Origin of the sequence: Labrys sp. LIt4, from assembly GCF_017813775.1 — a bacterium.
Lineage (GTDB): Bacteria > Pseudomonadota > Alphaproteobacteria > Rhizobiales > Labraceae > Labrys > Labrys okinawensis_A.
Genome location: NZ_JAGIPY010000015.1, coordinates 20077 through 41951, shown reverse-complemented (window position 1 = coordinate 41951; position 21875 = coordinate 20077). Strand labels below are relative to the sequence as shown.

The following is a 21875-nucleotide window of genomic DNA, read 5'->3' as shown; positions in this document are numbered from 1 at the left end:
GTGAGAATGAGCGCGCTGATCGAACTGTTCTTGTGCCGGAGCGACAATTTCGGCGTGCTGCTCCATGACGAGGCGAGCGGACGCACCGCGGCCATCGACGCGCCGGAGGCCGAAGCGATCGAAGCGGCGCTCGAGCGGCGCGGCTGGCGGCTCACCGACATCCTGGTCACCCATCACCATGCCGATCACGTCGAGGGCATCGAGGCGCTGAAAACCTCCTATGGCTGTCGGGTGGTGGCGGCGAAAGCCGATGCCCACCGCATCCCCGCCGTCGACGAGACTGTCAGCGAAGGCGACACCGTGGATGTCGGCTCGCTCGTGGCCGAGATCATCGATACGCCCGGTCATACGGTCGGCCATATCGCCTACTGGTTCAGGCAGGAGAAGCTGCTGTTTGCCGCCGACACCCTGTTCTCGCTGGGCTGCGGCCGGCTGTTCGAAGGCACGCCGGCCGATATGTGGCGATCGCTCACCAAATTGCGCGCCCTGCCCGACGACACCCGGCTCTATTGCGGGCACGAATACACCCTCGCCAATGCACGCTTCGCCCTCACGGTCGATCCCGCCAACGAGGCGCTGGCCCGGCGAGCCGCCGAGGTCGAGGTCCAGCGCGGCGCCCACCGCTTCACCCTGCCCGTCCTGCTCGGCGCCGAGAAGCGCGAAAATCCCTTCCTGCGCGCCGACGACCCCGGCATTGCCGCGCAGCTCGGGCTGGCGGGGGCGGATCCCGTCGCCGTGTTCGCCGAACTGCGCGAGCGCAAGAACCACTTCTGACAGACTCGCGGGCTCGCGGGCACCCGGGCCCTTGCTTCCGCCAGGAGCCCCGGATATCGGCTTTTTTCGAGACAGCAGAAATGACCATGACGACTGCCGCCGACATCATCACCCTCCTCGGCATGCAACCCCACCCCGAAGGCGGGCATTATGTGCAGACCTTCCAGGACTCACCCCACCACGGCGACAGGCCGGCCTCGACTGCGATCTATTACCTGCTCCAGGCGGGCGAGCGCTCGCATTGGCACCGGGTCGACGCCGCCGAGATCTGGCATTTCCATGCCGGCTCTCCACTGGCCCTCGACCTTTCGGCCGACGGCGCGACCACGGAACACCTGATCCTCGGCACGGATCTCGCCGCCGGCCAGCGGCCGCAGGGCGTGGTGCCCAAGGGCGTTTGGCAGGCAGCCCGCAGCCTCGGCGACTGGACCCTGGTCGGCTGCACCGTTGCCCCCGGCTTCCGCTTCGAAGGCTTCGAGCTGGCCCCGCCGGACTGGGCGCCGAGTCTGCGATAGCTTGGGGCGAGGTTGACAGGCTACCGAGACCCTATACATACTATGGTATGTATATCCGGAGCCGTATTCATGCAGGTCGCTAAATGGGGCAATAGCCTGGCTGTTCGCATTCCTGCCGTAGTCGTCGAGGCGCTCCAGCTGAAAGAAGGCGACGACATCGAAATCCGTATCGCCGACGAGCGGCAATTGGAAATTGCCCGCAAACCTGGCCGCGAGGAATTGCTGCGCAGGTTGCGCGCTTTTCGCGGAAGATTGCCCGCGGATTTCACATTTGACCGCGATGAAGCCAATGCGCGATAGCGCCGATGCCCGGTGATTTCTTCGATACGAATATTCTGCTCTATCTGGCATCGTCGGATACGAGCAAGGCGGACCGTGCAGAAGAACTTCTCCTCACGGGCGGCACGATCAGCGTTCAGGTCTTGAACGAAATCGCCAATGTGACCCGCCGTAAACTTACCATGTCATGGCAGGAAACTCGGCAATTCCTGTCGCCTTTGCGCAGCTTATTACAGGTTATACCCAACACCGTCGAAATCCACGAGACCGGGATCGACCTGGCCGAACGCTATAAGCTCTCGGTCTATGACGCCATGATCGTCGCGGCAGCCCTGATAAATGACTGCGACAGGCTGTGGTCCGAGGACATGCAGAACGGCCTGTTCGTCGAAGGGCGCCTGCGCATCGTCAATCCATTTCTGCCTTAATCTCGTTTTGGGCTCCGGCGTCCACCCCAATCCTTACACTTTCCTTATGCCCGGGCTCGATAATCGCAATCGAACCCTGACGCGCTTTGGTGGCAAACCACATCCATGCCCAATCGGGTTGGAGTTTGTCATGCTAGATCTTGCCTATATGGCGCTGGGGCTCGGCGGCCTGCTGCTGATGGTCATCTATGCCCGCGTCCTCGACAGGCTGTGAGGCGCATCATGTTCGATCCCCTCATAGGCCTGCTCGTGGCCATCCTGCTCGGCGCCTATCTCGTCTTCACGCTGGTGCGCCCCGAACGTTTCTGAGCTGCGTGGCTTCACCGCCCTCCCGTGCCGGCTGCCCCCGCGCCGGTGCGCGGCGGGGGCGGGACCGGCTCATCGGGAAACGGTCCCGCCTCCTGCGCTTTCTCGCTTTTCCGGGCCCAACGCCGATTTCTCCAGGGAACCCTTCCCGCGAGAAATTCAGCGGGGCCCGTGCTCTTTTGGAGAACTTCCATGTCCTTGAACGGATGGCTTCAGATCATCCTTCTGTTCGCTTTGGTGCTCGCAGCGGTGAAGCCACTGGGAGCCTATATGGCTCGTGTCTTCTCCGGTGAGAGGACCTTCCTCTCGCCTATCCTGACGCCGGTCGAGAAGGGTTTTTACAAACTTTCCGGGATTGATCCGGTCCGGGAACAGGGATGGCTCGCCTATACACTCGCCATGCTGTTCTTCAGCATGGCAGGATTTGCCTCGCTTTACGCGATCCTGCGGCTGCAGGCCTATCTGCCGCTCAATCCGCAGGGTTTTGGCAATCTGACGCCGGATCTGGCTTTCAACACGGCGGTGAGCTTCGTCACCAACACCAACTGGCAGAACTATGCGGGCGAAAGCACCATGAGCCATTTCAGCCAGATGGCCGGGCTCACGGTGCATAATTTCGTCTCGGCCGCCACCGGCATCGCCCTGGCACTGGCTCTCACCCGGGCCTTCATGCGCTCGGGCGGCCAGACGCTCGGCAATTTCTGGGTCGATCTGACCCGGTCGTCGCTTTACATATTGCTGCCGATCGCCGTCGTCGTCGCCCTGGCTTTCGTGGCGATGGGCATTCCCCAGACCCTGCAGGCCAGCGTCGACGCCACCACGCTGGAAGGCGCCAGGCAGACCATCGCCATGGGGCCGATGGCGAGCCAGGAAGCGATCAAGCAGCTCGGCACCAATGGCGGCGGCTTCTTCAACGCCAATTCCGCCCATCCCTTCGAGAATCCCACCGCGCTGGCCAATTACCTGTCGATCTTCTCGATGCTGTCGATTTCGGCGGCGCTCGTCTATGCGTTCGGCCTGATGGTCGGCTCCCGCCGCCAGGGCTGGGCCCTGCTCTCGGCCATGGGCGTCCTCCTGATCGCCGGTGTCGCCGTGGTCTATTGGGCGGAGACGTCAGGCAATCCGATCCTCGCACATCTCGGCCTCGATCCGGCCCTCGGCAATATGGAAGGCAAAGAACTGCGTTTCGGCCAGGCGATGTCGGCCGTCTTCGTCGCCGTCACCACGGGCCTGTCCTGCGGCGCGGTCAACGCCATGCATTCCTCGCTCACACCGCTCGGCGGCCTGATCCCGATGTTCCTGATCCAGCTGGGCGAAGTGCTGCCCGGCGGTGTCGGCTCGGGCCTCTACGGCATGGTCGTCTTCGCCATTCTCAGCGTGTTCATCGCCGGCCTCATGGTCGGTCGCACCCCGGAGTTCCTCGGCAAGAAGATCGAATCGCGCGAGATGAAGTTCGCCGTGCTGGCGATCCTGATCCTGCCCACCGCGATTCTGGGCTTCACCGCGATCTCCGCCATGGCGTCTTTCGCCCTGTCGCAACTCGGCAATGCCGGCCCGCACGGCCTCAGCGAGCTTCTCTACGCCTACTCCTCGGCAGCGGGCAACAATGGCTCGGCCTTTGCCAGCCTGTCGGGCAATACGCCCTGGTTCAACACCACCCTCGGCATCACCATGCTGCTGGGCCGTTTTGCCTATGTGGTGCCGGTGATGGCAATCGCCGGCTCCCTGGCCGCCAAGACCAGGGTACCCGCCTCGGCCGGTACCTTCCCGACACACACGCCGCTTTTCGTCGGCCTGTTGGTCGGCATCATCCTGATCGTGGGCGGCCTGCAATTCTTCCCGGCCCTCGCGCTGGGGCCGATCGTCGAGCATTTCGTCATGCTCGCGGGAAAAACGTTCTGACCGCAAAACCTTCTGAGGCCATCCCGGGCCGTACCGGCTCGGGACACCTTCAGCCACTTTTTCATACCGCATTTTCGTCACGCGAACCTGCATCCGCTTCGTTCGAAAATGCTTTCCGGGAACGGCTGTCATGTCTTCCAAACCTACATCCCCGTCCATGTTCGACGCGGCCATCCTGCTGCCGGCGATCAGGGATGCCTTCGTCAAGCTCGATCCCAGGCTGCTCGTCCGCAACCCGGTGATCTTCGTCACCGAGGTCGTGGCGGCCCTGGTCACCGTGCTCAGCCTGCGTGACGCCTTCGCCGGCGCCGGCGCCGGCTTCAGTGCGCAGATCGCCGCCTGGCTGTGGTTCACCGTATTGTTCGCCACCTTCGCCGAAGCCGTGGCCGAGGGGCGCGGCAAGGCGCAGGCCGAGAGCCTCAAGCGCACCAAGTCCGACCTCAAGGCCAAACGCATGCCTTCGGCGGCGGCCGAGCTGGGAAACTTCCAGGTGATCGATGCCACCAGGCTCAGCGTCGGCGACATCGTCATCGTCGAAGCCGGTGACCTCATTCCCGGCGACGGCGAGGTGATCGAAGGCGTGGCGTCGGTCAACGAGAGCGCCATCACCGGCGAATCCGCCCCCGTGATCCGCGAATCCGGCGGCGACCGCTCCGCCGTCACCGGCGGCACGCAGGTGCTGTCGGACTGGATCAAGGTGCGCATCACCACCCAGCCCGGCTCTTCCTTCATCGATCGCATGATCGCGTTGGTCGAGGGCGCCGAGCGCCAGAAAACCCCCAACGAGATCGCCCTGTCGATCCTGCTCTCGGGCATGACGCTGATCTTTCTGATCGCCGTGGTCACGCTGTGGGGCCTTGCCGGCTATTCCGGCACGCTGCTCTCCATCACCGTGCTGGTGGCGTTGCTGGTCACCCTCATCCCCACCACCATCGGCGGCCTGCTCTCGGCCATCGGCATCGCCGGCATGGATCGCCTGATCCGTTTCAACGTGGTGGCCACCTCGGGCCGCGCGGTCGAGGCTGCCGGCGACGTCGATACCCTGCTGCTCGACAAGACCGGCACCATCACCTTCGGCAACCGCATGGCGACCGAATTCCTGGCCGTCCCCGGCGTCAGCGAGCAGGATCTGGCCGAAGCCGTGCTGCTGGCGAGCCTTGCCGACGAGACCCCCGAGGGCCGCTCGATCATCGCCCTTGCCCAGAGCGACTATGGTCTTGCCCAGCCGGACCTGACAGCCAAGGCGATCACCACGATCGCTTTCGCGGCCCAGACCCGCCTGTCGGGTATCGATATCGACGGGCGTTCCATCCGCAAGGGCGCGGTCGATGCGATCGTGAAGTTCGCCGGCACCACGCTGGAGGCCGCCCCTGCCGCCTTCCGCCAGGCGGTGGAGAAGGTTGCCCGCACGGGCGGCACGCCGCTCGGCGTTACCGACGGCAGCCGCATTCTCGGCGTCGTGCACCTCAAGGACGTGGTGAAGCCCGGCATCAAGGAGCGCTTTGCCGAACTGCGTTCGATGGGCATCCGCACGGTGATGGTGACGGGCGACAATCCGATCACCGCCGCTGCGATCGCCTCGGAGGCCGGCGTGGACGACTTCCTGGCCGAAGCCACGCCGGAGGAGAAGCTCGCCTATATCCGCAAGGAACAGACCGGCGGCCGCCTCATCGCCATGTGCGGCGACGGCACCAATGACGCCCCGGCGCTGGCCCAGGCCGATGTCGGCGTCGCCATGCAGACCGGCACCCAGGCGGCGCGCGAGGCGGGCAACATGGTGGACCTGGACTCCAGCCCCACCAAGCTGATCGAGATCGTCGGCATCGGCAAGCAATTGCTGATGACCCGCGGCTCGCTCACCACCTTCTCGATCGCCAACGACGTCGCCAAATATTTCGCCATCATCCCGGCCCTGTTCATCGCGACCTATCCCGAGCTCGGCGCCCTGAACGTGATGAACCTGGCTTCGCCCCAGTCGGCCATCCTCTCGGCGGTGATCTTCAACGCGCTGATCATCATCGCCCTGATTCCGCTGGCCCTCAAGGGCGTTGCCTACCGGCCGGTCGGCGCGGCGGCGCTGCTCAGGCGCAATCTCCTGGTCTACGGCCTCGGCGGGCTGCTGGTGCCGTTCATCGGCATCAAGCTGATCGACCTCGTCGTCGCCGCCCTGCACCTGGTGTGACGGCGATGCGCACGAGAAGCGGATGGAGCGTGGCCCGCTGGCTCGCTCTGTCCGCGCCGAACCGATCCACGGCCCGCACACCGTCCCTCCTCGCAGGGAGGGCTCCCGCCTTCCGAGGCAATCCCGTTTTCGCTCTCCAAGGGAGCAAACCCATGCTAATCCATCTTCGTCCCGCCATCGTGATGATGGCCCTGTTCACCCTGCTGCTGGGCATTCTCTATCCGCTGGCCATCACCGGCATCGCCCAGGTCGCCCTGCCCGGCCAAGCCAACGGCAGCCTGATCACCAGCAACAATATGGTGATCGGCTCGTCCCTGATCGGCCAGAATTTCACGTCGGATCGCTATTTCCAGGGCCGTCCCTCGGCGACCTCGGGCACCGATCCCAACGACGCCAGCAAGACGGTGTCCCAGCCCTACAATGCGAGCAACTCGACGGGCTCCAATCTCGGCCCCACATCGAAGGCCCTGGCTGACAGGGTCGCCGCTTCGGTCGAGGCCCTGCGCAAGCAGGGCGTGACCGGCGCCGTTCCCGCCGACGCGGTGACGACCTCGGCTTCCGGCCTCGACCCCGACATTTCGCCGGCCGATGCCGCGCTGCAGATCCAGCGTGTCGCCAAGGCCCGCAATCTGCCGGAGGCGGACGTGAAAGCCCTGGTCGACAACCACACGTCAGGCCGGCTCTTCGGCGTGATCGGCGAGCCGCGCGTCAATGTTCTCGCGCTGAATCTGGCGCTTGATGCTATGAAGAAGTGAATTCTTCGGTGTGCCGTCTTCAGACCGGCATTTTCTTCAACATGCCGGCCGAAGACCGGCACACCATATCACCCCCATGCCCAGTCCCCCCGACAAACGTCCCGATCCCAACGCCCTGCTGACCCTGGCGGGGCGGGAAGGACGCGGCCGGCTCACCGTCTTTCTCGGCGCGGCGCCGGGCGTCGGCAAGACCTATGCCATGCTGTCGCGGGCGCGGCGGGAAAAGCAGGCCGGCGTCGATGTCGTTGTCGGCATCGTCGAGACGCATGGCCGCAGTGAAACGGCCGCCCTGACCGAGGGGCTCGAGATCCTGGCGCGGCGGACGGTCGACTATCGCGGCCGCGAGCTCGAAGAGTTCGACATCGACGCGGCGCTCGCCCGCCGGCCGCGCCTGATCATCGTCGACGAGCTTGCCCACACCAATGCCCCGGACAGCCGCCATCCCAAGCGCTACCAGGATGTCGAGGAGCTGATCGGCGCCGGCATCGATGTATGGACGGCGCTGAACATCCAGCACCTGGAAAGCCTGGTCGATGTCGTCTCGCGCATCACCGGGGTGACGGTGCGCGAAAGTGTACCGGACAGCGTGATCAAGAAAGCCGACGAGGTCATCGTCGTCGATATCACGCCCACCGAACTGATCCAGCGCCTGGAGGACGGCAAGGTCTATCTGCCCGACAATGCCAGGCGCGCTGCCGACGGCTTTTTCAGGCCGGGCAATCTCACCGCCTTGCGCGAGCTCGCTTTGCGCCGCACGACCGAGCGCGTCGACGACCAGATGCTGGCCTATCTGCGCCAGAATGCCATCGAAGGACCGTGGGAAACAGCCGACAGGCTGATCGTCTGCGTCGGGTCCGACAAGTTTTCCCAGCAGGTCGTGAGAGCGGCCGGCCGGCTTGCCACCGGGCTGAATGCGGACTGGCTGGCCGTGACCGTCGAGCGCCCCGGCCAGGAAGTCGGCGGCGAGGCGCTTGCCGAGCTCGAGGCCAATCTGCGTCTGGCCGAGCGCCTGGGTGCGGAAGTCAGGCGCCTCAACGGCCACGACTATGTCGGCGAAATTCTGAGATTGGCCCGCGCCGAGAACGTCACCCAGATCGTGCTCGGCAGCGGCAGGGCGAGCTGGTGGCAGCGCGCCACCGGGCGCTCCCTGGCCGACGATCTCCTGCACCGCTCCGAGGAGATCAACGTCACCGTCATCACCAACACCGTGACCGAAGCCCCTCCCGCCCGGCAATGGTGGCGCCGGCTCGTCCTGCAGCCTTCCCTGGCCGGTCTCGCCATGGCCGTCGGCTGCGTCGCGGCGGCAGTCGGCATCGGTGTCGGCCTCAGGCATTTCGTCTATCTGCCCAACGCCTCCATGCTCTTCCTGATGGCGGTGCTCGCCAGCGCCCTCACGGTCGGGCGCTGGAGTGCCATCACGGCGGCGGTGCTGTCCTTCTTCGCCTATAATTTCTTCTTCATTCCGCCGCTCTACACCTTCACCATCGCCGAGCCGCACGAGGTCTTCGCCCTCGCCGTGTTCCTGATCGTGGCCGTGGTGGCGGGCGACCTCGCCGGACGGGTCCGCGAGCGGGCGGAGGGCGAAGGGCGGCGGGCCGCCAACATCATGTCGCTCTACGAATTCTCCCGGAAACTTTCCGGCATCACCAGCCTGGACGACGTGCTCTGGGCGGCCGTTGCCCATGCCCAGGCGACGCTGCACGGACGCGTCGTCATCGCCGTGCCCCAGGAGGACGAGCTCGCCGTTGCCGCCGCCTGGCCGCCGGACATCAGCCTGGATACAACCGACATGACGGCGCTGCGCTGGGCCTTTGAAAAGAGAGAGATCGCCGGCCGGGGAACCGGCACCCTGCCCAACATCGCCTTCGAGTTCAGGCCGATCCTCACCCCGAACGGCGCCGTGGGCGTGCTCGGCCTGGCGCAACCGGAGGGCGCCGAGCCGCTTTCCCCGGTCGAGGAGCGCATTCTCGTCGCCATCCTCGACCAGACCGCCATCGCCATCGACCGGGCCAAGCTCGCCAAGGAGAATGTGCGCACCGCCGCGCTCGAGGAAAGCGAGAAGCTGCGCAGCGCCCTGCTCTCCTCTCTCTCGCACGATCTGCGCACACCGCTGGCCTCCATTACCGGCGCCGTCACCACGCTGCGCCAGCTCGGCACCAAGATGAACGAGGAAAGCCGCGACGATTTGCTCGCCTCCATCGAAGAAGAGGCAGCCCGGCTGAGCCGCTTCGTCGCCAACCTCCTCGACATGAGCCGCCTGGAAGCCGGCGCCCTCAATGCGAGGCGCGATTTCCTCGACGTCGCCGACGTCGTCCGTACCGCCGTCGATCGCGCGCGGAAAGCCTTCCCCACCCGCCTGATCGAAACCAGCCTGGCGGCCGACCTGCCGCCGGTGCGCGGCGACCAGGCCCTGCTCGGCCAGGTGCTGTTCAACCTGCTCGACAATGCCCATAAATATGGCGGAGACGATACGCCCACCGCCGTGTTCGCCCGGCGCGAGGACGACGAGGTGGTTGTTACCATCACCGATCAGGGCAAGGGCATTCCCCCCGATGATCTGGAGAGAATCTTCGGCAAATTCTACCGGCGCGGCAAGGTCGACGGACGCGCGCCGGGCACCGGCCTTGGCCTGTCGATCAGCCGCGGCTTCATCGAGGCGATGGGCGGCACCATTACCGCCGAGAGCCCTGCCGTGCGCAAGCGCGGCACCCGCATTGTCATCCGTCTGCCGGCCGGGGCATGATGGTGTGTACCTTTCCGCTGTGCCGATCTCCAGACCGGCATCGATACCGTTCCTGCGCCGATCTGGAGATCGGCACCCCCCAGCACGGACGGGCAGACCCGCCCCCGGTTCCGTCGAAAGTTCCTTCGCATGCACATTCTGGTTGTCGACGACGAGCCGCAGATCCAGCGTTTTCTCAAACCGGCGCTCATCGCCGCCGGCTACGAGGTGACGCCGGCTGTCAACGGCGCCGACGCCATGCGCCTGATCGCCACCGCCGCGCCGGATCTCGTCATCCTCGATCTCGGCCTACCCGACATGGACGGCAAGGACATCATCGCCAAAGTGCGTGAGTGGTCGAAAGTACCCGTTATCGTGCTGTCGGCGCGCGACCGGGAGACCGAGAAGATCGCCGCCCTTGACCTCGGTGCCGACGACTATGTCGAGAAGCCCTTCGGCATCGGCGAATTGATCGCCCGCATCCGCACGGCCCTGCGCCACAAGGCGCAGGACGAGGGCAACACCACCCGTTTCGAGAGGGACGGCCTTGTCATCGATACGCTGAAACGGCTGGTGAGCCGGGACGGCGAGGCCATTCGCGTCACGCCCAAGGAATACGATCTGCTTGCCATGCTGGCACGCCACGCCGGCCGCGTCGTCACCCATCGCCAATTGCTGACCTCGGTGTGGGGACCGGCGCATGCCGAGGACCTGCATTATCTGCGCGTCTTCATCGGCCAGCTCAGAACCAAGATCGAGCGCGACCCCGCCAATCCCCGCATCATCCAGACAGAGCCCGGCATCGGCTATCGCCTGAAGGACGAGGAGTGAGCGCGGGGGGCGGTTTGAGGACCGGCCCCTTTCAAGGTATTGAGAACTGAAGTCGAGATAGGGCAGCGTAACCCCTCATCCGCCTGCCGGCACCTTCTCCCGCAAGGGGAGAAGGAGATCTATTTCGGAAAACGCAGCGCTTGCCGCTCGCCTTCTCCCCTTGCGGGAGAAGGTGGTGCGAAGCGCCGGATGAGGGGTCACGCTGCCCCATCCCAACCTTTCTCGATTTGCCCGAGACGTATTGAAAGAGAGGTCTTCACACTGACCTGTAACCTCCGTGCTTGGCGGCAAACCAGCCGGTTTGAGCACCGGCCCCAATCCGTTCACATCACCAGCTTCAGCGCCAACCCGCACATGGTCATGCCGATCAGCCCGTCCAGCACCCGCCAGGCACCGGGCCGGGCGAAGAGCGGGCGCAGAAGGCGCGCGCCATAGCCGAGCGAGAAGAAGAACAGGAAGGAGGCGCTGACCGCACCGGCACCGAAGGCCAGCTTGGCACCCTGATATTGCGTGGAGATCGAGCCGAGCAGCACCACCGTGTCGAGATAGACATGCGGGTTGAGCCAGGTGAAGGCGAGGCAGGTGGCGAGCGCCGGGCCAAGTCCAAGCCCCACACCATCGGCCGGATCGAGCCCGCCATGATCGGCAAGCGCCGAGCGGAAGCTGCGCAGGCCGTACAGGATGAGGAAGGCGGCGCCGCCATAGCGCATCACCGGCTCGATCCAGGGCACGGCCACGCCCACCGCCTGGAAGCCGGCGACACCGATGCTGATCAGCACGGCATCGGACAAAGCGCAGACGAGGCAGACCCAGAACACATGTTCGCGCCTGAGACCCTGCCGCAGCACGAAGGCGTTCTGCGCCCCGATCGCCACGATCAGGCTGAGGCCGAGCAGGAATCCGGATATGAGCGCGTTGGTCATGGTCTTTCCTTGTGTCATCCCGCGCGCGGTGCAGCATGCAATGATGCGCCGCAGACGCGGGACCGCGTTCAGAACACCCCTTTGACCGCGCCCGATCCCGTGTCTGCGCCGCACCGCTTCGCGCTGCGACGCGCACGGGATGACAGATAGGGAACCGATCGCCGGGACGGCGTTTGACTACACGCGCCGGGAGAATTAGAAAATTTAAATAATCTATCCCTGGATTAGGAAAATTAATCCATGCTGGACTATGCGCTGCTGGAAGCGCTGGCCGCCGTGGTGCGTACCGGTTCCTTCGACAAGGCGGCGCAGGAGATCGGGGTGACGCCCTCGGCGATCTCGCAGCGGGTCAAGCTCCTGGAAGAGCGCCTCGGGACCGGCCTGGTCGTCAGGGGACAGCCCTGTACGGCGACGCCGGCCGGCAAGCGGCTTTGCCGCCACGCTGAGGAAGTCGGCCTGATGGAGCATGCACTGCGCGGCGAACTCGGGGGCCTGGTGCCGCCGGGGCCCGCCCCTACCGTGCGCATCGCCGTCAATGCCGACAGCTTGGCGACCTGGTTCCTTCCCGCCCTGTCCGGCCTGGAGGGACGCCTGTTCGACCTGGTGCTCGACGATGAGAGCAACACCGCCGAGTGGCTGCGCCGCGGCGAGGTCAGCGCCGCCGTTGCCACTGCACCGGGGCCGTTCCAGGGCTGCGGCAGCCGCGCACTGGGCGTGCAGACCTATGTCGCCACCGCCAGCCCCGGCTTCGTCCGGCGCTGGTTTCCCGAAGGCCTGAGCGAGGAGGCGCTGCGGCAAGCCCCCTGCCTCACCTTCGACATCAAGGACGCCCTGCAGGATCGCTGGCTGGCCGAGACCTTCGGCCGGCCCATCAGCCGGCCGAGCCATTGGATTCCCTCCTCCCGCGGCTTCGTCGACGGTGCCCTGGCCGGGCTCGGCTGGGGCATGAACCCGCTATCACTGGTAGAGCCCTATCTCGACGAGGGATCCCTCGTCGCCATACACCCCGGTTCGCGCTTGCTGGTGCCGCTCTACTGGCATTGGAGCCGCGCCGTGGAGAAGGGCCTCAAGGATATCACCGCTTCCATCCTGCGCACCGCGCGGGCAAGGCTGCAACAGCCATAATAGTGCCGTCGCCTCTGGACAGGGCAGCGTTTGCCACTACCATTGTCGGACAAATCAGAATCCACCTTCAAGACTTTAGGGACGGAAATCCATGCAGCTCCCCATCATGCCCGGCAATGCCGCGCCACGCCGGCTCGGCAGGACCTCCGTCATGCTCACACCCGTCGGCCTCGGCGGCGGCCCGATGGGGGACATGTTCGAGAACCTCGACGAGGATAAGGTCCGCGCCACCTTCAGGGGCGCCTGGGACGCCGGCATCCGCTATTTCGACACCTCGCCCTGGTATGGCCGCGGCCTCAGCGAATTGCGTTTCGGCGAGGCGCTGCGGCAGAGGCCGCGCTCGGACTTCATCCTCTCCACCAAGATCGGCCGTACCTTCCACCGGCCCAAGGACGTCGATAATTTCAAGGGTCCGTTCTGGTATGGCGGCCTCTCCTTCCAGGAGCGCTTCGACTATACCTATGACGGCGTGATGCGCGCCTATGAGCAGAGCCAGATGCGGCTCGGCATCAATCGCATCGACCTCCTGCTCATCCATGACCTCGACGTGCCGCATGTCGGCTCGGCCGACCTAGTGGCCCAGCATTTCCTCGATCTGGAGCGTTCGGGCTGGCGCGCGCTCGAAATGCTCAAGCACTACGGCGAGATCCAGGGCATCGGCGCCGGCGTCAACGTGCTCGGCACTATTCCCGAAATGCTCAAGCGCTTCGACCTCGATTTCTTCCTGGTCGCCATGCCCTACACGCTGATCGACCAGGGCCCGCTCGACCTCGAATTCCCGCTCTGCGAGGAGCGCGGGGTCGGCGTGGTGATCGGCTCGCCCTTCGCCTCCGGCATCCTCGCCACCGGCGCCGGCGTGCCCACGCCCTATTATCGCTACACGCCGGCCGCCCCGGAGATCATCGAGAAGGTGCGGCGGATCGAGGCCGTCTGCGCCGCTCACAACGTGCCGCTGAAGGCGGCCGCCTTCCAGTTCGTGCTGCGTCACCCGATCGTGGCGAGCGTGATCTCGGGTGCCGTCACGCCGGAACAGGCCGCCGAGAATGTCAGCCTGCTCGGTGTTGCCATTCCCGACGCCTTCTGGAGCGATTTGCGCCAGCAGGGCCTGATCGATACGAGGGCGCCGTAAGGGTGCCAAAGGCGGCAAGGCCGGAACATGACGAACATATGCCGCTGCGGCTTACGCGGGGCACGCGTGGTGAAATCGTACTTTGTTCGGATAGGCTAGGGCTCCGACGCATCGGGCGTGGTTACTATTGCCTCGCAGGACTTCGTTTGGAGCCTCGCAAAAGGCGATCTATTGTTCCGTCCCGGGGGGATCAGAAACGCATAGTGCCAGGAAAAATAGGATCCTCGCGACAGATCTTCCTCGGAGAAGGCCTTTTCGTGTCACCAACAGCGAAAGCGCAAATGACCTTAACTCGCCCCTGCGCGGATTGGCTCATTCCCGATGACCTAGAGGCAATTGTCTCGAAGGATGAAGTTTGGGAAAGCGATCGCTGGAGCCCTATTGCCCTGTCCGTATTGGGCGCCACAATCTATCATGGTCGGCTCATTCCGCTTTCCTGGCAAATTCAGTTTTCCCCCTACGGTCCGGAGTTTGAAGAGGCGAATCATCGCTTCGCTGCGGCCACGGGCGGCAAACCGGATTCATATCGCTGGAGTGAATTGGTTGTGAACGCGATGACGACCAATGCCCCTAAATTCGTCCCGGAGATACATACGGAAGATACGGAATTGGCGACATGCGTCATATGGGTTGAATCAGAGTCTGCCTGCAAAGCCTTGCTCAAGACCGTCTGGGAGATGATTTACCGTTAGATCGGCAGCGTAGATTGTCGAAACGAATGGGCGTCACATCAGGATTGCGAGCCGAGTGCTCTTCTATGCGCCTCGGCCAACGCGTCGAGGCTGTGAAAGTGAAAATCCGGTTCCGGCACACCCTCGACCACCAAGGTGGCGCCGCCCTGCTGGCCGGCCCGGCGGTCGATCCAGGCCCGTGCCAGGCCGATCCGCGCCGCCGGGACGTGATCGTGGTGCAGGCTCTGGGCGGTGTGCAGCACATCGGCCGGTTCGAGGCCGAACTGCAGCGACAAATGCTCGAGCAGATAGCTGAAATTGCGCGGATCGGGCTTGTAGGAGCCGACATCCTCGGCGGTGTAGACCGCATCGAAAAGGCCACCAAGCTTGGCGTTGCTGGCCGCGAAGCTGCGGCGGTCGACATTGGAAAGCACGACCAGCCGGTAGTGCCGCTTGAGATAAGCCAGCGCCTCCGCCGAATCCGGAAAGGCCGGCCAGTCCGGCACGGAAGCCCCGAAGCGCTCGTGCAGGTCGGCATGGACGGCAATGCCCCAGTCCTGCGCCAGCTGGGCATGGGTGACGGCGAGCAGGGTCGAATAGAGCAGCGAGGGCGTCTGGAGTTCCTGCTCGGTCTCGCGGCGGGCGAAGGCGGCGAGCGCTTCCTCGCGGCCGATGGTACGCCGGGCGGCGCTGAGCAGGGGCTGGAGCGCATTCCAGATCCCGGTTTCCCAGTCGATCAGCGTGCCGTAGCAATCGAACGTCAGCACCTTGAAATCGGTCAGTTCCGGCATCTTCCTCTCCTAGAGCAAAGCGCGTTCAAGCGTGAACGCTTATTTGCTTTAACTCGTTGTTCTGACGCGTCTTTGCGATTCTTGGTGACTCCGTCTAATCGCAAAACGCTATAGAAGGCAATTTCGATCGATCAAGCCATGATCGCGCAAAAAGAGGGCGGTGTCGCCACCGCCCTCTTCCGGATCGACAATCCTCACGAAACCAGTTCGCTGTCCCAGTAGAGATAGTCGACCCAGCTTTCGTGCAGATAGTTGTGCGGATAGTGCCGGCTGGCCTCCAGGAGTTCCCAAGGAGACGGCCGCGCGGGCTTGCGCAAGGGCTTCATGTCCATGCGGTCCGCCTTACGGGCATTGCAGTCGCCGCAGGCCGCCACGATGTTCTCCCACGAGGTGGCGCCACCCTTTGAGCGGGGAACCACATGCTCGAATTGGAGATCGCGGGCTTGGAAGCCATCGCCGCAATATTGGCAAGTGAAGCCGTCGCGCAGGAACAGGTTGAAACGGGTGAACGGCACCGTGCGCTCCACCTTCTGATAATCGCGCAAGGCGACCACGGAGGGCAGGCGCATCGTCGTCGACGGGCTGCGCACCACGGCATCATATTCCGCCACCACGCTCACGCGGTCGAGAAACACGGCCCTCAGCGCATCCTGCCACGACAGCAGCGACAGCGGAAAATACCGCAAGGGTCTGAAATCGGCATTCAATATCAAAGCGGGGTGGGACGACATGACTACCTCAACGCTCGACTCCTGGAGTTAACACTGGCTGGAGGAATGGATGGCCGGTTGCCCGGCCGGCGGCCAAAGCGTTTTGCGATTTCCCGGGAGCGCCAGGAAACGCAAGGACGCGTCTAAACAAAGGGCTAGAGCAAACGAGCGTTCAGCCTTGAACGCGCCTTGCTCTAGTTTCGCTGTCTGACTCCCGGCCAGCCCCGTTGGCTGGTCTAGCTGGACAGTTGTCCGGCAACGAAAAGACGAAAAGATGACAGCACGATGATGTGCACGCGGGCCAACGGCCAAGCCGGAAACGCAGCTCGGACAGGCCCATGCGCATGCCTGCTGCTCGGTGCATGTGGAGTGTGCCGTGGGCGTACATACCCTCCTGCCATCAAGGCGGAGGGGACGCCCTGCCGCCGGTTCAGAGTCTCGTGTGATCCTGCGCCAGTCGGGCGACGATCATACGGTTCGCGTTCGACAGGTCGCTGCCGGCACCCTCGCACTGACTGCGGACACTCATGCCCATGCCCGGCATGAAGGCCGGCAATGGGAAGGCGTCATCCGCAAAAGCAAAGATGTTGAAACGGGTCGGCAACGGCATGTCCGGCGCTTGAGGGAAGAGGCCCATCCCCTTCCCGATAAACAGGCTTATGCCGCCCGAAAACGACAAAAATCAAGCGCGAAAGCATCGTTCATTCGCGAAAACAGCAAAATTTTCGAAAGAATCTTACTCTTTTTTGAGAAGAACGATCCCTCGGGATAATGTCTTATACATTTGGATAAGATCTTGGTCCGTGGTCAGCAGGAGCAAGCGAGCCCCAGAATGGGCGTGCATCTCACACAGTGCGATTCAGCTATGCGAAACTATATGTTGTCTCTCCCTACTTTTGCCATTTCGTCAGAACAAAAGCATGCCTATAACCAACCAAGCGTCATGACCGGCATTCGAGTCGGCCACCATTTTGGCCCGCCCCTCGGGACGGGCCTTGTCATGAATTGCCTGCTCCAATGTCCGAAGTGACCGCCGGCCCGATGCCTCGAATGGCACGGCCCAATTTCAGAACCACCGCGCTGATCATTGCCAGCGCCATGTTCATGGAACAGCTCGACGCCACCATCCTGGCGACTGCCCTGCCGACCATGGCGAACTCCTTCGACGTTTCGCCGGCGCATATGAGCATCGCGCTGACCTCCTATCTGCTCAGCCTAGCCGTGCTGATCCCCGCCAGTGGCAAGATCGCCGACCGCTACGGCGCCCGCAGCGTGTTCTCGATCGCCATCGCCGTGTTCATGCTGGGCTCGATCCTGTGCGCCTGGGCGCCGACCCTGCCCGTCCTGGTCGCCGCGCGGCTTCTACAAGGCGCTGGCGGAGCGATGATGGTGCCGGTTGGGCGCCTCGTGCTGCTGCGTACCGTCGACAAATCGGACCTCGTCTCCGCCATGGGCTGGCTGCTGGTGCCGGCGCTGATCGGCCCGATCCTCGGCCCGCCGGTCGGGGGCTTCATCGTCACCTTCCTCGACTGGCGCTGGATCTTCTACATCAACATCCCGATCGGCCTGCTCGGCCTGGTGCTCACCCAGATCTTCATTCCCAACATGAAGGAAGACAAGCGCGAGCCCTTCGACATGAAAGGTTTCGTGCTTTCGGGCATTTCGCTCGCCTGCCTGCTGTTCGGCTTCGAAATGACCAGCCGCGGCAGCGCCGGCGAAGCGCCGCTCGCCATCGCTCTCCTGGTGATCGGCGTCGTCAGCGGTGCCGTTTATGTCGTCCACGCCCGCAAGCCGCGCGACTTCGCCCCGATCCTCGACCTCAGCCTGATGCGGGTGCGCACCTTCCGAATCTCGCTGGTCGCCGGCTCGCTGTCGCGCATCACGCAAGGCGCCCAGCCCTTCCTGCTGCCGCTGATGATGCAGATCGGTTTCGGCATGTCGGCGGTGGAGAGCGGCCTGCTCACCTTCGCCACTGCTTGCGGCTCCATGCTGATGAAGGCGGCGGCCAAGCCGATCCTCAAGCGGTTCGGCTTCCGCACCACGCTGATCTGGAACAGCGTGTTTTCCAGTCTGCTCTACGCAGCCTGCGCCCTGTTCCGCCCGGACTGGCCGCATTGGGCCATCTTTGCCGTGCTGCTGGTCTGCGGGTTCTCGATGTCGCTGCAATTCACCGCCTACAACACCGTGTGCTACGACGACATTCCGCCGACCCGCACGTCCTCGGCCAACAGCTTCTACACCACCTTCCAGCAATTGATGCTGTCCTTCGGCATCTGCGCCGGCGCCCTCGCCTTGACCGGCTCCAAGCTGGTGCTGGGGCATGAGCACGCCACGCTCACGGACTTCTCGATGGCGTTCCTGTTCGTCACCGCGATTTCCCTGCTGGCTTCGCCGGTGAACGCCAAGCTGCCCTACAATGCCGGGGCTTCGATGAGCGGTCATCGCAACCGGCATGAGGCCGAGCAGCCGACCTGACGAGGCCTGCGTCCCGGGATCGTCAGGCCACCGGACTTTCGCGGCGATAAGGCTCGAGGGCGTCGAGGCCCAGGAGCTCCGTCAGCCTGGTGCCGTCGCTGACGCGCCGGAACCAGCCGGGCGCCATCCAGGGGGCGTCGCCATCGACATTGGGGGCGCCGCGTCCAGCCTCGACATCCTCGATCCAGAGCGTTCTGGTTTCCAGCGAAATACGGGTGAAATCGGTGCTGTTGGGCACGCCGGCATGGGCATGCGCGCTGGAGAAGGCGATCACCTCGCCCGGTTCGATCACCACCGGCTCGACGGATCCGACATCCACGGACCCGTTCAGATGCGGAATGGCGTCGTCGGCATCGACGGCATGGCGGCCCGCTATCTTGGCACGGGCCAGCACGGCCTCGAGATCGAAGGAAGCGCTGGTATTGGGCACTGCCCGGCTCCACAGATCGGGATAGATCGCGAAAGTGCGCCCGGCCGTGATCGGATAGATCGGCGCCCACCAATTGGTCTGCGCATAGAGGTTGGAGCCCCAGGTGTCGCGGTGAAAGGCGATGGTGGCGGTGCTGCGGGCCCTCGGCAGGTTTGCGGCGGGCTCCTGATGAGGCTGGAAGCGCAGATGCAGCCGGTCGCGCGCGAGCTTTTCCGGATCGAGGCCGAGCGTTGCGAAGACCTCGCTCCACAGACGCTTGACCTGCTGGGATTGGACGAACGCCTTCTGCAGCCGGGAAAATTCCTCGACCTGCCGGTCATGGCTTAGATGGCGATGAATCTCGGGCGGCCGGTGCGGAAAAAAGGCCTCTTCCAAGAGGCCTCGCGTGAAGGCTACCAAGGCCTGCATCGGCGAGAGTTCGCCGAAGCGGACAATCTCTCCGGCATAGATCCGGTCATGGAAATCGCGCGGCGAGAGCGGAACGGCCAAGGACGAATACATAAGGCGAGCCCCTCTGTTTCACGCGTCGAGCCTAAAGCGTCTTCCAGAAAGGCTGACAGACCTTTCGATTAGGAAAACGCGTCAAAACAAAGAGATAGAGAAAGTGCGCTATTCTGGCTCATTGCAACCGGGTGAGGCAACCAGGCCCGTCAGCTCTGCCGGGCCAGGCGTGGCGGCTCGCCCAGGGCTTCGTCCGGCGGCACCAGGCGCCCCTCCTCCGCTTTGTTGATATATTGGCTCGCCACCAGCACGCCCTTGATCGGGCGCAGGATGGGAATGCAGGACAGCAGCAGGAAAGGCAGCGTGGTGACGAAATGCACCCAGAGCGGGGGCTCGAAGCTCAGTTCCATCCACATGCCGAAGCCGGTGGCCGGAAAGGCCATGGTCATCATCACGAAGAAGGCAGGCCCGTCCGCCGGATCGGCAAAGGAATAATCGAGCCCGCAGGCATTGCATTTGGGAGCGAGCGTCAGGAAGCCGTTGAAGAGCTTGCCCTGTCCGCAGCGCGGGCAGCGGCCGCGCATGCCGCAGCGCCAGATCGATTGCGAAGCTGCCGATTGCTGTTCCATCGAAGGGCTCCTTCGTCCCGACAGAATGTATGGATTGAAATTCCATACAAATATGGGTATCCTGCCATCAAGAATCAAGAGGATCGGCCCGATATCGAGAAATTTGACGATTTTTCTGGGCCGATTGGCACGCCTTTTGTAATATTGTAGGCATACAAATGCAAGACAATTCGACTGCGGCATTCTGGCTTCCCGCCGAACTGGCCCGCGACGCGCCCAAATATCTCGCCATCGCCCAGGCGCTGTCGGCGGACATCCGCTCGGGACGCCTGGCGCCGGGCGTGCAATTGCCGCCGCAGCGCCAGCTCGCCAAGGCGCTCGGCGTCGACCTCACCACGGTGACGCGGGCCTTCAACGAGGTCCGCCGCGCCGGGCTGGTGGAGGGCAATACCAAGCGCGGCACCATCGTCAGCCCATCCCGGATCGCGCCTGCCCGCGTCGTCGTCGACGAGTCCCGCCCGGCCGAGGCGATGGCCCTGATCGATCTGAGCATGAACATGCCGCCCCAGCCGGCCGAGGCCGGACTGCGCGAGGCCATCGCCGACGGTGTCGCGGCCGTCCTCGCCTCTCCTCATGCGCTGGCGCGGCTGCATTATCAGGACAATGCCGGCATTCCCGGCGACCGTGCAGCCGGCGCGCATTTCCTGGCGTCCCGTCTCGGGCCGGTCGCACCCGAGCGGCTGGTGGTGACCTCGGGCTCGCAGGCGGCCCTGTTCGCCGTGGTGTCAGCCCTGCTCGAGCCGGGATCGGTGCTGGCGGCGCCGGAAGTCACCTATCCCGGCCTGCGCTCCGTGGCCGCCCGCTGCGGCGTGAGGCTGGCGGCGGTACGCACCGACGGTGACGGCCTCCTGCCCGACGATTTCGAGGCGCTCTGCCGGACGAACCGGCCGAAAGCGCTCTATTGCGTGCCGACGCTCGACAACCCGACGACCGCGACCTTGCCCGCGGGCCGCCGGCAGGCCCTGGTCGCCATCGCCCGCAAGCACGGCATCGCCTTCATCGAGGACGACGCCTATGGCGCGCTGCCCGAACACGCGCCGGCCCCGCTCGCAGCCCTCGCCCCCGAGCGGAGTTGGCACATCGCCACGCTGTCCAAATGCGCGACACCCGCCCTGAGGCTGGCCTATGTCGTCGCACCGGGGCAGGCGGAGGCGCTCGAAATCACGGCCCAGACCCGGATCATCAACCTGATGGCGCCCCCGCTGATGGCCGGTCTGGCGACCGTCTGGATCAAGGACGGCACGATGGCCCGCCTGACGGCCGCGATCCGCCGCGAGAACCACGCGCGCCAGGCCATCGCCGCAACGGCGCTGAACGGCTTTACCTATCGTGCAGCCGCCGATGCGCACCATCTCTGGCTGAGCCTGCCATCGGCCTGGATCGGGGCCGATCTCAGCGCGGTCGCGCGCAAGGCCGGGCTCGCTTTGGTCGGCAGCGCGGCCTTCGCCGTCGGGGCCCCGCCGGCGGCGCTGCGCATCTCGCTCGGCGCCGCGCCGAGCCACGAGGCCCTGCGCCAGGGCCTCAACACGCTGGCGGCCCTGCTTTCGGTGCCGCCGGAGGGCGTGCCGGGAATCGTCTGATCCGACATCCGCGTTTGCATGAAGGGCGCCGCTGACGCGGAGTGTCAGCCCCCCGCTGACATTCGGAAACGAAGCATTTGCCGGCCACCAGGATGTCGGCCCGCTCCATCATCCGATGGATCTGCGAGGCTGACACTCCCAGGTGCTCAGCCAGCCATCCGCACAATCGCGCGAACGGGACAGTCCGGGCCCGAGCGTAAAGGGTTTGGTTACCAAGATTGGGCAAAGATTTGCGGGTCGATCGGCGGATCGACGGTGCGAGGCGTTCCTCCTCGCC

At 64.5% G+C, this 21875-nt stretch carries 21 protein-coding genes; 16 read left to right on the top strand and 5 right to left on the bottom strand.

Annotation, left to right across the window (positions count from 1 at the left end; all coding sequences use genetic code 11):
• Positions 1 to 6 precede the first annotated feature (6 nt).
• The 10 genes from gloB (at position 7) to J8I29_RS23195 (ending at position 10694) form a co-directional block, all read left to right on the top strand.
• Positions 7 to 774, top strand: a complete 768-nt coding sequence (gene gloB, locus J8I29_RS23240; RefSeq protein WP_209433470.1) for a hydroxyacylglutathione hydrolase — start codon at positions 7 to 9, stop codon at positions 772 to 774.
• 80 nt (positions 775 to 854) lie between these two features.
• Positions 855 to 1289: a cupin domain-containing protein gene (locus J8I29_RS23235; RefSeq protein ID WP_209433469.1), complete on the top strand. Its 435-nt coding sequence runs from the start codon at positions 855 to 857 to the stop codon at positions 1287 to 1289.
• A 69-nt stretch (positions 1290 to 1358) separates the two neighbouring features.
• Positions 1359 to 1589: an AbrB/MazE/SpoVT family DNA-binding domain-containing protein gene (locus J8I29_RS23230; RefSeq protein WP_105865410.1), complete on the top strand. Its 231-nt coding sequence runs from the start codon at positions 1359 to 1361 to the stop codon at positions 1587 to 1589.
• 5 nt (positions 1590 to 1594) lie between these two features.
• Entirely contained in the window at positions 1595 to 1996 is a 402-nt protein-coding gene (locus J8I29_RS23225; protein ID WP_209433468.1) for a PIN domain-containing protein, read from the top strand.
• A 210-nt stretch (positions 1997 to 2206) separates the two neighbouring features.
• Positions 2207 to 2305 carry a K(+)-transporting ATPase subunit F gene (gene kdpF, locus J8I29_RS23220; protein ID WP_209433467.1) on the top strand — a complete coding sequence of 33 codons (99 nt, stop codon included), beginning with the start codon at positions 2207 to 2209 and terminating at the stop codon, positions 2303 to 2305.
• A gap of 189 nt (positions 2306 to 2494) precedes the next feature.
• Positions 2495 to 4204 (top strand): potassium-transporting ATPase subunit KdpA, encoded by a 1710-nt coding sequence (gene kdpA / locus J8I29_RS23215; protein WP_209433466.1) that lies wholly within the window; start codon positions 2495 to 2497, stop codon positions 4202 to 4204.
• A gap of 130 nt (positions 4205 to 4334) precedes the next feature.
• Complete coding sequence (gene kdpB / locus J8I29_RS23210; RefSeq protein WP_209433465.1) at positions 4335 to 6386, top strand: potassium-transporting ATPase subunit KdpB; 2052 nt, start codon at positions 4335 to 4337, stop codon at positions 6384 to 6386.
• Between the two features lie 152 nt (positions 6387 to 6538).
• Positions 6539 to 7141 (top strand): potassium-transporting ATPase subunit KdpC, encoded by a 603-nt coding sequence (gene kdpC, locus J8I29_RS23205; protein ID WP_209433464.1) that lies wholly within the window; start codon positions 6539 to 6541, stop codon positions 7139 to 7141.
• Between the two features lie 76 nt (positions 7142 to 7217).
• Complete coding sequence (locus J8I29_RS23200) at positions 7218 to 9884, top strand: sensor histidine kinase KdpD (RefSeq protein WP_209433463.1); 2667 nt, start codon at positions 7218 to 7220, stop codon at positions 9882 to 9884.
• Between the two features lie 129 nt (positions 9885 to 10013).
• The gene (locus tag J8I29_RS23195) at positions 10014 to 10694 is read left to right on the top strand and encodes a response regulator (protein ID WP_209433462.1); all 681 of its coding nucleotides are present in this window, start codon (positions 10014 to 10016) and stop codon (positions 10692 to 10694) included.
• Positions 10695 to 11017: 323 nt separating this feature from the next.
• Here J8I29_RS23195 and J8I29_RS23190 read toward each other — a convergent pair whose 3' ends face one another.
• Positions 11018 to 11617 carry a LysE/ArgO family amino acid transporter gene (locus J8I29_RS23190; RefSeq protein ID WP_209433461.1) on the bottom strand — a complete coding sequence of 200 codons (600 nt, stop codon included), beginning with the start codon at positions 11615 to 11617 and terminating at the stop codon, positions 11018 to 11020.
• Between the two features lie 240 nt (positions 11618 to 11857).
• On the opposite strand from J8I29_RS23190, the gene J8I29_RS23185 reads away from it, so the two are divergent.
• The 3 genes from J8I29_RS23185 (at position 11858) to J8I29_RS23175 (ending at position 14563) form a co-directional block, all read left to right on the top strand.
• Positions 11858 to 12742: a LysR family transcriptional regulator ArgP gene (locus J8I29_RS23185; protein WP_209433460.1), complete on the top strand. Its 885-nt coding sequence runs from the start codon at positions 11858 to 11860 to the stop codon at positions 12740 to 12742.
• Between the two features lie 91 nt (positions 12743 to 12833).
• Positions 12834 to 13871 carry an aldo/keto reductase gene (locus J8I29_RS23180; protein ID WP_245197280.1) on the top strand — a complete coding sequence of 346 codons (1038 nt, stop codon included), beginning with the start codon at positions 12834 to 12836 and terminating at the stop codon, positions 13869 to 13871.
• A gap of 281 nt (positions 13872 to 14152) precedes the next feature.
• Positions 14153 to 14563 carry a hypothetical protein gene (locus tag J8I29_RS23175; protein ID WP_209433459.1) on the top strand — a complete coding sequence of 137 codons (411 nt, stop codon included), beginning with the start codon at positions 14153 to 14155 and terminating at the stop codon, positions 14561 to 14563.
• A 38-nt stretch (positions 14564 to 14601) separates the two neighbouring features.
• Here J8I29_RS23175 and J8I29_RS23170 read toward each other — a convergent pair whose 3' ends face one another.
• Complete coding sequence (locus J8I29_RS23170) at positions 14602 to 15333, bottom strand: haloacid dehalogenase type II (protein WP_209433458.1); 732 nt, start codon at positions 15331 to 15333, stop codon at positions 14602 to 14604.
• A gap of 194 nt (positions 15334 to 15527) precedes the next feature.
• Positions 15528 to 16064 carry an HNH endonuclease gene (locus J8I29_RS23165; RefSeq protein WP_105865426.1) on the bottom strand — a complete coding sequence of 179 codons (537 nt, stop codon included), beginning with the start codon at positions 16062 to 16064 and terminating at the stop codon, positions 15528 to 15530.
• Positions 16065 to 16485: 421 nt separating this feature from the next.
• On the opposite strand from J8I29_RS23165, the gene J8I29_RS23160 reads away from it, so the two are divergent.
• Positions 16486 to 16815, top strand: a complete 330-nt coding sequence (locus J8I29_RS23160) for a hypothetical protein (RefSeq protein WP_209433457.1) — start codon at positions 16486 to 16488, stop codon at positions 16813 to 16815.
• A gap of 278 nt (positions 16816 to 17093) precedes the next feature.
• Positions 17094 to 18518 (top strand): DHA2 family efflux MFS transporter permease subunit, encoded by a 1425-nt coding sequence (locus J8I29_RS23155; RefSeq protein ID WP_245197278.1) that lies wholly within the window; start codon positions 17094 to 17096, stop codon positions 18516 to 18518.
• Between the two features lie 22 nt (positions 18519 to 18540).
• On the opposite strand, the gene J8I29_RS23150 is transcribed toward J8I29_RS23155, so the two are convergent.
• On the bottom strand, positions 18541 to 19449 hold the full coding sequence (locus tag J8I29_RS23150; protein ID WP_209433455.1) for a hypothetical protein: 909 nt from the start codon (positions 19447 to 19449) through the stop codon (positions 18541 to 18543).
• A gap of 149 nt (positions 19450 to 19598) precedes the next feature.
• Positions 19599 to 20018, bottom strand: coding sequence for a DUF983 domain-containing protein (locus J8I29_RS23145; protein WP_105865430.1), 420 nt, complete (start codon positions 20016 to 20018; stop codon positions 19599 to 19601).
• Positions 20019 to 20176: 158 nt separating this feature from the next.
• Between J8I29_RS23145 and J8I29_RS23140 the strand changes: the two genes are divergently transcribed.
• Complete coding sequence (locus tag J8I29_RS23140; RefSeq protein ID WP_209433454.1) at positions 20177 to 21598, top strand: PLP-dependent aminotransferase family protein; 1422 nt, start codon at positions 20177 to 20179, stop codon at positions 21596 to 21598.
• Positions 21599 to 21875 lie beyond the last annotated feature (277 nt).